This is a genomic window from Roseovarius sp. BRH_c41 (assembly GCF_000961715.1).
GTDB lineage: Bacteria > Pseudomonadota > Alphaproteobacteria > Rhodobacterales > Rhodobacteraceae > Roseovarius.
The window spans coordinates 94521-108178 of sequence record NZ_LADY01000036.1; the positions used below are offsets into that span (position 1 = coordinate 94521).

Sequence of the window (13658 nt, forward strand, 5' to 3'; positions counted from 1 at the left end):
CAGAGTGCCGCTGCAAGACTGCCATGGCCTTAACGAAATATGGCTGCCTCGCGGCATTTACGAAAAGTTAAAGGAAAATCGGTTAGGTCTCTGGGCGGGAAACCCTCTTAGAGAAAGATGAAATCAGCCACCGTCAGGTCCGTCGCCGCAAAGTTTTCGAGCAAAATCTGATGCCCGTTCACAGCGAGCTGCGCACCCGCCGCCGTGTTCACAATCCCCAAAGCATCGACAAAACCCGCAAGCCCAGTGCCACCGTTGGTTAGGTTGATCGCTCCGGTATCCGGGTCCACGATGCGAATGAAGAGGCGGTCGATGCCATCCTCGAAATCGGTGATCACATCCGCGTCCCCCGGATTGAACGCGCTGAACACGAACTGATCCGCGCCCGAACCGCCAGTCATAAGATCGTTGCCAACACCGCCATTGATCGTGTCATTGCCCGCGCCGCCGTCAAGGATGTCATCGCGCCCGCCACCTGCGAGAAAGTCGTGGCCATCGCCACCTTGGATGCTGTCATCGCCCTCACCGCCGCCAACCCGGTCATTGCCTGCGCCTGCGTCGATGGTATCGCGTCCCGCCCCACCGCCAAGATCATCCGTGCCATCCCCGCCAAACATCAGGTCAATGCCAAAGCTGCCGGACATGCTGTCGTCGCCCGCGCCACCGTCGAGCGTGTCATCGCCCGCGCCGCCCGCGACCACGTCATTGCCACTGCCGCCCGACACCAGATCGACGCCGAGGCCCGCACCGATCACATCATTGCCATCGCCACCGTCTATGACGTCATCGCCCGGACCACCCCCGATCTGGTCATGGCCAAATCCACCGACAACAACATCATTGCCGTCAGAGGCCGAGATGGAATCGTTGCCGCTGCCACCGTCGAGACTGTCATTGCCAAGACCACCCGCCAGAATGTCGTCCCCACCAAGACCCATCAAGGTGTCGCTGTCATCGGTGCCATTCAGACGATCCGCCAGCCCGCCACCTGTCAGGTATTGGCCAAGAGGCCCGTTGATCTCTTCGATCAAAGCCGAAATGCCGACGACCTCATCTGCAAATGTGACCCATTCCATCTGGATTAACTCATCCGTCCCAAGCGCAGAGACGACCCGCAACCCGCCCGCAATCATGCTGACCGTGGCCGCCGCGCGTGTCACCCCGTCCAGATTGGCCCAATCCGTGCCGGATCCCCCGTTCAGATGATCATTTCCGGCACCGCCCTCTAGCGTGTCATCTCCACCCAACCCGTTGATTGTCTCATCCGCGCCGGTGCCGATGATCAGATTGCCCAACGCGTTGCCGTTGACGGTCAAAACCTCAGGATTATGCAGGATGGTCACAGACTCCAGATCCGCAGGCAGGGTATAGACCACCGGGGCGCTATCCTGCGCGCCATAGATCTGCCGGATACCTTGGATGTCATCCGCCAGAATATCGGGCTGGGTCAGGATCGGATTCATGATCGCATTGACCGTTTCGATATGCTCCAACCCAAGCGCATGACCGATCTCATGCACGGCCAATCCCCGAAACAGCGGAACATCGAAATTCAGGGAACTGTCCACATCCAGCAGAATATCCCCGGCAATTGCATCCTCCAGAAACGGGGGGAAAAAGGCAAACCCAAGGGTGTTGCCCGGAATCGGCGCAAAGAAAATCCGAATGTCAGGGGTTGAGATGTCGCCAGCGGCACCACCGGGGTCTCTGACCTGCAAGAACTCGATGTTTCCATATATCGACCACTCCGCAAAGGCCGCACGCAACTCGGCTTCGAGATCGAATGTATAAACCGACTCTGGGTCGACCGAGAGCTGGCTGCCATCCGGCTCGCTCTCAAACCAGGATATGTCCTGCCCGCTGGCGACAATGCTCCATGTCAAGACACCGCCGGGCGTGCCCACGCCTTGGGAACCCCACTTGGCGCCGTTCAGGTTAGGCATGGCAGCGCGCTCCATAAGTGCGTTGAGCGGATAGGATACAACGCGGGCATGACCCAACACCAGATATCCTTACGAGGTCTATCCTTATGGGTAAGGTGATGATTTGAGAAGGAAACAAAATGTCTCACCTCTAAGGATGAGCAACCGGCCTCGCATGATCTCGACATCGCAAAGGCGGATGGAATGACCCGACCCAATAGGCCGGGCCCTTCCACACCAGCCTCACAGGAACTGGAAATCGTCCACAGTCAGATCCGCCGCCGTGATCCCCTCAACGAGGATCGTGTTGCCGTTGACGGTCATCTGTGCGCCCGCTGCGGTGTCGACGATATTCATCGCCGCCACGAATCCGGCCAGACCGTTGCCACCGTTGGTGATATTCTCAACGCCGGTATCGGGGTCCACCCGGCGAATGAAGAAGCTGTCGATACCATCCTCGAAATCGGTGACCACATCCGCCTCGCCCTCAAAGAAGGATGCGAACACGAACTGATCCGCGCCGGTGCCGCCGGTGATCACATCGTTGCCAGCACCCGCGTTGATCGTATCATTGCCAGCCCCGCCGTCGATGATGTCGTCCCGCCCGCCGCCAGCCAAGAAATCACTGCCATCGCCGCCAAGGATGCTGTCATCGCCTTCGCCGCCGCCAACGCTGTCATCGCCCGCGCCCGCGTCAATCGTATCGCGCCCGGTACCGCCGCCGATGTCATCCGCGCCGCCGTTGCCAAAGATCAGGTCATTGCCAAAGCTGCCGGACATGCTGTCGTTGCCCTCGCCACCTTCCAGCGTATCGTCGTTTGCGCCGCCTGCAACCACGTCATTGCCGTTGCCGCCGGACGCAAAGTCATTGCCAACGCCCGCGCCGAGCACGTCATTGCCGTCATTGCCAAAGATCGTGTCATCGCCAAAGCCGCCGCCGATGCTGTCATCGCCCGGCCCGCCAAAGAGCGTGTCATTGCCATCCGAGCCGGAGACGTTGTTGTTGCCGCCGCCGCCCGAGTCGATGTTGTCATTCCCGGCGCCCCCGGCAAGTGTATCGTCGTTGACCGTGCCAATCAGCGAGTCGTCACCATCGGTGCCCACGATCTCTTCGCCGGGAATGCCCGCCCCATTGATGAGATCGGCCGCGCTGACCAGCGCATCGTCGAACTGAAACAGCTCGACCGAGGTAAAGAAATCCGTGCCCGCGCTCGAGATGATGCGAATGCCGCCGTTGATGGCAGAGACCTGCGTGTCGGCGCGGTTCACGGCGAGCACGGCGGTATCGGTGCCCCCCTCGCCGTCGATGGAGTCATTCCCGAGACCGCCCACAAGCCGGTCATCGCCTGCCCGTCCCTGAAGCCGGTTGGCGGCATCGTCCCCGATGAGGATGTCATTGCCAGTGCTGCCGCGCAGCGCTTCGATGTTGGAGAACGTATCGGTAAAGGCCAGACCATTGGCGGTGCCCGTCACGATGCCGGTGGCGAGGTTGGCGTTGACCGTTGTCACCCCGAAATCGTCATAGCGCAGCCGGTCAAATCCGGCGCCGCCATCGATCGTGTCATTGCCGCCGCCTACGCGAAAGGATTCATCCGCTGCGCTGCCAAGGAGCGAGTCGGATTCGTTGCCGGTGCGGATCTCGAACACGGTCCCGTTGACGGTGCTGATATTACCGCCCTGCGTCACGGTGCCCGCCACGAAATCAGCCGTGACCGCCGTACCCCGGAAATCAAGCTGCACCAGGCCCGCGCCGGTCAGGTTGAACGTATCGCTGCCGCCATTGCCACGGACGCTGATCCACTGGTTTGAGGCCGTGTTGAAACTGAAGATGTCATCGCCAGCGGTGCCCCGGATACGCAGCCCGCCGTTCAGGAACCCCGAAAACATCGGGTTCTCGACATCGACGAATGTATCGGTGCCCTGCGCGCCCTTGGTGACGGTGCCGGTATTGGTCACGCCATCGACGGTTGCGATGATCGGTGTCGCCAGACCTCCATAGCTGACCTCGACAAAGCCATCGACGAGACCGCCGAAATCGACCGTATCATTGCCGCTGCCGCCAATCACGACATCGCCAAAATCGGGATTGTTCTCGCCCGTCCGGATCAGGTCATTGCCTGCGCCGCCGGTCAGTTGGTCATTGCCAGCACCGCCATCCAGCGTGTCATTGCCGCCCGCCCCGTCGAGCAGGTCATCGCCATCCAGCCCGTTCAGCATGTCATTGCCAATTCCGCCAAGAAGGTCGTCGTTCCCAGGCGTTCCCGTGAAGAGCTCCCCATCCGGCAGCACGGACACCGCCGTATTGTCAAACCCGCTCAGCGGGATGTTCTGGTTCGGGGCAAATTCGCCAGAGGTAACGGCCCCGCCGCCAGTAATCGAGTCTTCCAGCGCATTGAACCCGGCCAGGGTCGAGGGCAATGTCCCGCCGGCATCGCCGCCAATCTGGAAAATATAGTCCGTATCGGAGGTCTCATCAAAAAGCCCCAGAATGATCAGCGTCCCCGCCGAGGTCGAGACAAACCCAAGGGTTAACTCGAATGGCTCTCCAGCCGGTCCGGTCAGGTCCAGGCCATCAAGGCGCGCGACTGTCAGATTGGCGTCATTGTTCAATGAGATTTCCGGCAAAAGCGAGTCCGGCTCAGGGAATCCCAAGACACTGTAGTTGAGCACATCACCTGTGATCGCAAGCTCGAATTCCGCAGGGGTTACTTCGGTCGGATTGCCCTCGGGCGTATCGTCGTAACGCACGCGAATCCCCGAAACTGTAAACAGGTTCATGGCAATGTCCTTTCTCAATCTATCTGTATTTTTCTAGTCGGACCTTGGCATCACGACATCCTGTGATCAAGGTTTTTTGTAATGTTTTCAATAAACACGCAAAGGTTGTGCGTAACAGAAAGGGGCGCTTGATGGCGCCCCTTTCGTTGCTTTTGGTCCGGCTTAGAGGAACTGGAAGTCGTCCACCGTCAGATCCGCTGCGGCGACGCCCTCGACCAGAACCTGATGGCCGTTGACGTTAAACTGCGCGCCTCCCGCTGTGTCCACAATCCCCAAAGCCGCCACGAAACCCGCAATCCCGTTGCCACCGTTGTTGATATTCTCCGCACCCGTATCCGGGTTGATGATGCGGATGAAGAAACTGTCGATGCCATCCTCGAAATCGCCGATCACATCGCTCTCACCGGCGACAAAGGCCGAGAACACGAACTGATCCGCGCCAGTGCCCCCCGTCATCTGATCGTTGCCAGCCCCGCCGTTGATCGTGTCATCGCCAGAGCCGCCGTCGATGATGTCATTGCGCCCGCCGCCGGCAAGGAAATCATTGCCGTCGTCGCCAGAGATAACGTCATCGCCTTCGCCGCCTCCGACCTGGTCATTGCCAGCCCCGGCGTTGATCGTGTCCTGCCCGGCGCCGCCGCCGATGTCATCGGCCCCACCCCCGGCGTTGATCAGATCATTGCCAAAGCTGCCGGACATGCTGTCATCGCCAGACCCGCCCGAAAGCGTGTCATTGCCAGCGCCACCCGCAACCACGTCATTGCCCGCAGCCCCCACGACACTGTCATCGCCAAAGCCCGCGCCCATGATGTCATCGCCGTCACCGCCGTTGATCGTATCATTGCCAAAACCGCCGCCGATATTGTCATTGCCAGCCCCGCCGTTGACCACATCATCGCCGTCCGATGCCGGAATGGAATCGTTTCCACCCCCGCCAGTTATGCTGTCATCGCCCAGCGTGCCGGGCAGAAACTCTGACGCGGCGGTTCCGTTCACGATGTTGATATTCGGTAGCGCCCCAGCGCTGGTGATCTGGGTATTGCCTCCGGATGTCTCGACATTAAAGGTCGCATTGGTGAAATTGCCTTCCAACGTGACCGTGCTGTCGGCAATGCCATCGCCATCGGTATCGACATCCAGAATAGCGGACCCAAGGGTAACAACGATGTCTTCAAGACCGAACACCGCATCCAGGAACTCTAGCAGATCGTCATCGCCCCAGTCGTCGATGATATCCCCGTCGAGTTGTTCCGCCGTTCCGGACACCGTGTCCGCGCCCGCGCCGAGGGTGATCAATTCCGGCGCACCCGTCGCATTGATCTGATCCGCGCCCGACGTGCCGCTAACATTCACAAAGCTCCCGCTCGAATTGAAGTTGGAGGCCTGCATATTGCCGATGAAGAGACCAGAATCGAAAATGAAGTCGCCCGTATCGGCGATCCCGATCTTGACCTCGTTCACCCCGGCCTGAATTGGCGCAATCACCGTGATAACACGCGAGAATCCGTCATATTCCGTATCGAATGCCCCGGTAAAGGCGTTGGCCGGATCATTGATGCCGTTATTGGAAAAGAAGTTGCCCGGCGTGTTGATGCTCTCGCCCACGATGGACAACGGCTGACCGGGATCATTGTTGAAGAGCGCAAAATTCTGCCCGTTTACAAAAACAGCGGCAATGTCGACAAAGCTGCTGTCAACGAATTCCGGGAATTCATCCGACCCGAAGAACAGATCGAAGGACACCGAAGGAGCGCTCCCCAGATCGGTCGCGTCAAAGGTAAAGGTAATGACCGACGCGTCATTGGTTTCCCCCGCCCCGGAAAACGCATCACGTGCGGCCCGGTCCAGATCCGGATCGCCCGGCTCTCCCAGAGAAACGGAAAAACTCGATTGCGTGTTGCTCGTACCGGGACCACCGCCCGTGGTCAGAAAGACGCCACGGTCAAGGGTCACCACAGGGGTCACGCTATCGACGATGCCATCTTCATTGGTATCCACCAGCCGGTTGATCGTGAACCCCTCAGGCAAGAGCGCGACACCCTCGATCCCCCCTGTGAACACCACATCGTTGAGAACCAGATTGGGGTCAGAAACGAGCACGTCCTGAATCTCGTTAAACCCTGACGCGCCGGAAATCGGCACGCCGATCCCGGCTGTTGGTGTCTCGTCCAATCTCAGGACGGTCGCGCCATTCACAATAGACTGCACCAGCGTCGCACCGGATTCACTGGTCTGTACCGCAAAGCTCGACTCTGTCAATCCATTGCCATCCGCATCAATCGAGACGGACAGACCATCCCCGCCAATAATGACATTTGACGACGGCGTCAGCCCGGTGATCCGAATCTCATCGCCATGTCCAATCACAAGCGTATCGCCATTCAGCTCCGCAGATGTCCCCTGCAGGATGTCCAGCCCAAGACCACCATCGACCGAATCTGCCCCGGCCCCGCCAATCAGCAGGTCGCTGCCATCATTGCCGAACACGCTATCATCGCCGGCGCCGCCCACAAGGGTATCTGCGCCACCCAAACCACTGATCTGATCATCGCCGCCCAGCCCGTCGATGGCATCATTCGACCCAAATCCGGTCAGCGTGTCATTGCCTTCGGTCGGGGAAAACAGGTCGACCTCCGCTGTCGTGACGCCCGGAACCGATGTGAGCGAAAAGGGCACGCCCGGCGAGAACGGCCCGCCGGCCGGGATGTCGCTCAGCGACGCGCTGCCCAAGATAGCGGTCAGTTCGGCTTCGGTCGGAACCGGTCCCGCAAAAATCGGCACATTGTCCAGTTGAAACAAGAATGTCTCGTTGGTGAACGGGTTGGTAAATCCAACAAACTGCGCCATCTGCCCGTCAAATTCGACCTCGGCCATAATGCCTTCGAACACGTTGTCAAAGACAAGCGGGTCAACGCCGTCCAATCGCACTTCAAACAAATCACCCGACGTTGCATCAAGCTCACCCTGCGGATCAGTCGGATCGACGGTTGTTGACGTATAGGTAAACTCCAGATCATCACTGCCCAGAACCTCGAGCGTTGCTGGTCCAAGACCAGAAATACTCACCCCGGACGCGATAAACTGGAACCCTGTGAGCGTGAAAAGTGTTGCCATTTCTGATCTCCCAAGCCGCATAAATTTCAGAATTTAAAAGCGGGTCTCTTCAAGGTCACGGTGAATTGACTTGATTCCGCTCGGCACATGGTAACCACAAAACGCAACAGATCAACAATTGACGTCTCAGACAGAGTCTGCGTCACGGCAAGACCCTGCTATTCATAGATATTTATCGCAAGCCTGACAAAGAGATCGCCCCATCGGGGCGCTCAGAACACAACCATAGCACGACCACCTCCGGGACAGGACGACCGGTGAGGTCAAAACCGTGCCGCAAGGCCGACAACACCGTCGGGAACCTTTGGCCAGACCGCATCATCGCCGCTCTCAATCGAGCGCCGACATTCGACCTGCATCGACGTCACCCATGCTTTCCAATCGCGGGCCAGTCCCAGATCCCCTTCACGCAGCCCGGACGCCTTCAACGCGACCTCACGCGATGCGCCGTCCAGCACCGCCGCCGTAAACACAATTCCGGCCTGTGCGATATTCATCTGCGTGGTCTCAGAGCCGATTGCCAGAATGCGCGCCCGGCATTCGGCCTTGATGTCAGCGGCCCGTACCGACGCGGCGATGACCGCCTTGGCCTCGGCGGTGATCATTTGACTGAAATCAATCTGCATCGGGGATCTCCTGATCATAGGGCGGCAGGGTCACAGGCCCGTCGTCGGTCACAATGACGGGCTCGGCCATGAGGGTCTCAAGCGGCGGATTTGGTCCATGGGGCAGGATCAGGCTGAGGTGCAACACACCGCCCTCCCGCTCAACCGGTCCGGCGAACCACTCAGAGTCCATGGCCTCCCGCGGCAAGGTAGCCCCCTCTGGAAGCGGTGAAAAATCGAACGCCTCGCCGTTGATCGTCAGAGTGTCCCCCGACCGGACCAGCGCCAGCCTTAGATCCCGGCGCATTGGTGAGAATTTGATCTGCATGGTCATCTCCTTAAATCCACCGGCCAATTGCAAGGAGATAGGCAAAGCCGCTCACCCGTGTGCCAGACGTGTTGAACGCCCCGATCTGAATGCTCAGGTTGGAATTGCTGAGGGTGCGCGCAAAGGCGGCCTGACTGCCCGTCAAGACCGCCGCAACGCGGGGCGCGGTGAAGAACTGCGCCGGATAAGTCCAGGTCGTTTCGCCAGAGGTCGAGAGCGCCACTGTCGTTCCGCAAATCTGCGTGCCATTGGCAAACCGCGTATATTCCCCGTTCCCGCCCACAAACTGATGCTCGATGATCGCCCCGGTCGGCACTCCGTCCGATAGGGACACCGGGCCCATCACGCGCCCGCTGTGATACAGTTCAAGCCAGGGTGACCACCCGCCCGTGCCCCAGGATCTGACGAATTTCCGCAGCGCCGAAGCCGCTGAGGTGCCCCCATAGGACGTGAACTCCTGCACAACATTCGTGGCAGAGCGCGCAATCACCAAAAGCGCCCCAGCAGACGAAATCGGATAGGAGTTGCCCGATGTATTTCCAGCCGAGGGATTATAATAGAGGCCGGACAAGACCAGGGTATCGAGCCCGTCAGAGGCGGTCAGGCTGATCGCAGTGCCAAGCCCGAACGCCCCGACTTTGAGCAATCGCTCTGCGGCATTGTCGGTCGGTGCGGACTGAACCGCCGCACCGCTGATCCGCGCAGTCTGCGCATCGACCCGCAGAGCCTCGGTCCATGTCGTGCCATCCGCACTCACCTTGATGGAGAAATCGTCATCGCCCGCCAGACCCATCTCGGCATGGCCCGCAAACCCTGACTGAAACACCAAACTCGCGGTGTCATCGCTCTGCGCCTTGTTTATCTTGAGCTGATGTCCCGCCCCGGCATGGCTCAGCAGGGTGGCCGCCGCCGCAACGCTCAAACGGTTGACTGCATCGGCCTGCGTCGCGATCCCCAGGGCATCGGTCCGGTCCGGGAACCCGCGCCACCCCCCATCGCGGTAAATGCGCACCGCGGTGCCGCCGCGCTCCGCCGCAATCCAGCCCTCTTGCGGCGTCACAAACATCCAGGCCTCGCCCAGAAACGCGGCGATCTTGCCATCCTGCCCCGCCCAGACGCCCGTCGCCCCCGTCCCCAGCGCAAATCGCGCGCCGGTCTCAGGCGCGGCAGGGGGCTCCGTCGCCTCGAACCCGTCCAGCGCCATTTGAACCAACAGATCCAACCGCTGCACAGCCTCATTATGCGTCACATGCTTTTGCGCCTGTGACGGGGCGATAAACGGCAGGTCAAGGCGGGCTGATAAATCCGACATCGGTCTCTCCAGAACGGTTGCGCAGGCGACAAACTCGGTCAAACACCCTTGCCAGTTCGTTAAGACTGCGGACGCAAGCCGGATAAACATATGTTTAGAATACATAATCACTGACACCTCCGATCCCCGCAGCCCTGCGATGAAACATCAAACACCCTCTCGTGTAATTGCGCGAAAAGGGATGCGGCCCACGCCGGACATGGTATCGTGTGCCGGGAAACGGGACGCAGCCCACCATTACTCACAGCCACCATTTCAGCATGACGTTTCCCGATCTGACCGTTTGACACGCATGGGGGCCGCAGGCCCTCTCTTTGACCAAGGAGTTTGTTATGAAATCCACCTGCTGCGCGCTCGCGCTCTGCGCCTTTGCCCTCCCCGTGACTGCGGCGGATCTGGGCAAGTCGGATGAGCCAATCAAGCTCGCGCTCACCCAACAGACCGAGGCTCAGATCACCGCGCATGTCGCGGGCGAACTGCTCAAGGCGGCAGGCTATACAGTCGAATTCGTCCCGGTTGATGACATGGCCGTTTTCCGCCAGATGGGGCGGGGCAATATCGACGCCAACCTCGAAATCTGGCCCGCCAATGCCGCACCGTCCTATCGCGATATGATGATGGAGCGGAGCCTTGTCGATCTCGGAGACCTGGGCCTTTCCATGACAGAGGGGCTGGCCTATCCCGCCCATATGGAGACCGCCTGCCCCGGCCTGCCCGCGCTCGCGGCGTTGCGTAACTGCGCCGCAGCCTTTGCCACCGATGGTGGTACGCCTGTGCTGATCGACTATCCCACCGATTGGGAATCACCGGGGGCCGATCTGATGACCGCCCTCGATTTGCCCTTCACCGCCTCTCCCGCCGCGTCCGAACAGGCGCTGGTCGATGCCCTCGTCAGCGCAAGCACCAACGGCACCCCGGCACTCGCGATGTTCTGGCAACCGCATTGGGCCGGCGCCGTCCATGACCTGCGTTTTGTCGATCTGCCCGAGGCTGAGGCCGCCTGCTACGAAGACGCAAGCTGGGGACCGAACCCCAAGGCCGTGGGCGATTGCGGAGTCCCGAGCCTGAGCGCCGTCAAATCTGTGATCAAAGGGTTCAAGACCCGCTGGCCCGCCGCCTATTTTCTTCTTGAGGATTTCCAGATCACCAATGAAACACAGGCCGCGCTGATGGTCGCAGTCGCGCGTGATGGTCGCCCCGTGGCCGACGTCGCTGCCGAGTGGGCTGCCGCAAATGAAGACAGCTGGCGGCCAATGGTCAACGGGGCCATCAACTGATCGCCACTCAGAGCGGGGCAGGGTTAGCCAATCCTGCCCCGATCGGATCACCCGAGCCCTGCGTGTCGGTTCCCGGCCTGCGCCTCAGAACCGTTCCAGCAACCGCCGCAGATAGTCGAGCTCCACATCCGGGCGCTCGCCCTCGCCGGACCGTTTACGGATCTCGTCCAGCAATTCGCGCGCCCGCCGATAGACATCCTCGCCCTGCAAGAGACTGTCCTGCGTGCCCGCCTGCCGCCCCTGTCCGGCCTCGCGCCCGAGGGGATCGGCCTGCGCCTGCCCCGGCTGACCTTCGGCATCGCCTTGGCCACCGGGATTTTGCTGCTCGGCCATCGCCTCACCCATGTTGCGCATGCCCTCGCGCAGCGCTTCCATCGCGTCGGCCTGATTGTCGATCGCCCCGGCCAGATCATCACTGCGCAGCGCCTCTTCCGCACCTTCCATCGCCCGTTCCGCCCGCTCCAGCGCCTCGCGCGCGGCCTCTCCAGCCTCGCCGCCGAGTTGCGGCAGACCCTGCCGTTGCCGCTCCAATTCCTGCCGCAACGCGTCCTGCCGCTCGGCCAGCGACCCCTCGCCGGTCTGACCGTCCTCGGCCTGTTCGCGGCCCTCGCCGCCTTGGCCCTGCTGCTCGCCGCCCTGTCCGCCCTGACCCTGCTGACCATCATGGCTCTCGCCGCGCCCTTCGCCACCGCTGCGACCCTCATTATTCTGCGACTGGCCCGACTGCGCACCGGGGTTGAACTGTTCCTGCAAGTCGCGGAACGCCTGATCCGACAGACCCTGTTGCTCCCGCAATGTCTCGGCCAATCCCTCCATCGCCTGCTCGCCCGGCGATTGACCCTGCTGGCCCTGGCCTTGGGTGACCTGCATGTTCTCCATCATCTGCTGGAACTCTTCGAGCGCCTGCTGCGCCTCGGCATAGCGGCCCTGTTCCATCAACTCTTGAATGCGGTCCATCATGTCCTGCAGATCCTGTTGGTTCATCTGCATCATGTTTTCAGCGCTGCGCTGATCGCTCTCCTCGGGGTTCTCGCGCTCGGCTTGCTGCATCTTCTGGCGCAGGTAATCCTGTGTCGCATCCCGCAGATCCTGCATCAGCCGCGCAATCTCTTCCTCGCTGGCGCCGTTCTTCATCGCCTCGCTCAATCGCTCTTGGGCCGCGCGCATCCGCTCCAGCGCGTCGCCCATGTCACCATCTTCCAGCAACACACCCAGATCCCAGAGCGCCTGCGCGATCTCATCGCGCTCGGTCTCGTCCAGCCCCTCGCTCTGCGTCATCGCCGCCAACTGCCGCACAATCACCCGCAACCGCAAATAGGCTTTCTCAGACCGAAAGAGCCGCCCCTCCGGCTTGTAGGACACCGCCCGCAACACCTGCACCACGCGCCCGGCGTTCTGCCGCGACCACAACAGATCGCGCCGCTGCTCGATCACCGCCGCCGCCATCGGATCAAAGAACCGCCGCGCGGGCAGGACCATCTCGAACGGTTCGGACTGCCCCTCTTGCCTCGCCGCATCCGCAACCTGCAACCGCAGCGTCACAGGCAAATGTGCCCAAGGATGCTCCGAGAGGTTCTCGACCAGGGTCTCGGTAAACTCGGTCCGATCCCCGGCCAAGGGCATCGGCAGATCCAGCCGGATCACCTCGCGCGGCTCCGGCTCCACCGCCAGACCATACCGCCGATCCACCCGCGCCAGATCCAGTGCAAAGACCGCCCCGCCGCTCACCACGCCGTAATCGTCGCGCGCGGCAAAGGGCTGGCTCATCTGCCCATCAAAGGCGGTGCGCGCATCGCGCTCGTCCACCTCGACCTCCGGGGCTGCGTCTGCCAGCGCCGCAACGGCCCAGCTACGCCCCCCCGGACCGTCAATCCGCATTTCGCCGGCGCGCGCGACCTCAAACTGCTGCTCAGGATCGGTGCTTGCGGCCTCTGCGCCTTCACCCGATACGGTTTCTGTCAGGCTCAGCGCCCCCACCTCACCATAGAATCGCAGGGTAATCCGGCTGCCTTCCGGCACCTCGATCACCTCACCCTGATCGGCAAGATAGAGGCTCGGAAGTCCTGTGTAGCTGGGTGGCTCGATCCAGCCTTCCCATGTCGGGCCAGCGGCCAGCGCCGCGCCACGCGCGCCCCCCGGCACCATCTCCGCCACCGACCCGGCCCGCCAGATCGAGCCAAAGAGCAACGCCACCACCAAACCCAAGAGGGCGATGTAGCGCAGCCCGAAAGGGTCCTGCCGCGACAGCCGCAAATCCGGCTCGACTGCGCGTGCGCCCGCTGCCCGTGCCGCCATCCGCGCCTGATGCGCCCGCCAGAGCGC

The 13658-nt window shown here is 61.3% G+C and carries 8 protein-coding genes; 1 reads left to right on the forward strand and 7 read right to left on the reverse strand.

Annotated features, from left to right (window positions below; all coding sequences use genetic code 11):
• Positions 1-107 precede the first annotated feature (107 nt).
• The 6 genes from VR71_RS11265 to VR71_RS11290 form a co-directional block, all read right to left on the reverse strand.
• Complete coding sequence (locus VR71_RS11265; RefSeq protein ID WP_045683935.1) at positions 108-1943, reverse strand: matrixin family metalloprotease; 1836 nt, start codon at positions 1941-1943, stop codon at positions 108-110.
• Positions 1944-2165: 222 nt separating this feature from the next.
• Positions 2166-4700: a calcium-binding protein gene (locus tag VR71_RS11270; protein ID WP_045683898.1), complete on the reverse strand. Its 2535-nt coding sequence runs from the start codon at positions 4698-4700 to the stop codon at positions 2166-2168.
• Positions 4701-4862: 162 nt separating this feature from the next.
• Entirely contained in the window at positions 4863-7814 is a 2952-nt protein-coding gene (locus VR71_RS11275; RefSeq protein WP_045683900.1) for a choice-of-anchor L domain-containing protein, read from the reverse strand.
• Positions 7815-8077: 263 nt separating this feature from the next.
• Positions 8078-8440, reverse strand: coding sequence for a hypothetical protein (locus tag VR71_RS11280; protein ID WP_009816566.1), 363 nt, complete (start codon positions 8438-8440; stop codon positions 8078-8080).
• Positions 8430-8747, reverse strand: a complete 318-nt coding sequence (locus tag VR71_RS11285; RefSeq protein WP_040651108.1) for a hypothetical protein — start codon at positions 8745-8747, stop codon at positions 8430-8432. Before VR71_RS11285 ends, VR71_RS11280 begins: the two co-directional genes overlap by 11 nt.
• Before the next feature lie 10 nt (positions 8748-8757).
• Positions 8758-10059 carry a DUF2793 domain-containing protein gene (locus tag VR71_RS11290; protein WP_045683903.1) on the reverse strand — a complete coding sequence of 434 codons (1302 nt, stop codon included), beginning with the start codon at positions 10057-10059 and terminating at the stop codon, positions 8758-8760.
• Positions 10060-10391: 332 nt separating this feature from the next.
• On the opposite strand from VR71_RS11290, the gene VR71_RS11295 reads away from it, so the two are divergent.
• Positions 10392-11336, forward strand: a complete 945-nt coding sequence (locus tag VR71_RS11295) for an ABC transporter substrate-binding protein (protein ID WP_045683905.1) — start codon at positions 10392-10394, stop codon at positions 11334-11336.
• 84 nt (positions 11337-11420) lie between these two features.
• Here the strand turns inward: VR71_RS11295 and VR71_RS11300 are convergent.
• Positions 11421-13658, reverse strand: a 2238-nt coding sequence (locus VR71_RS11300) for a DUF4175 family protein (protein WP_045683937.1), incomplete at its 5' end; no start/stop codon positions are given.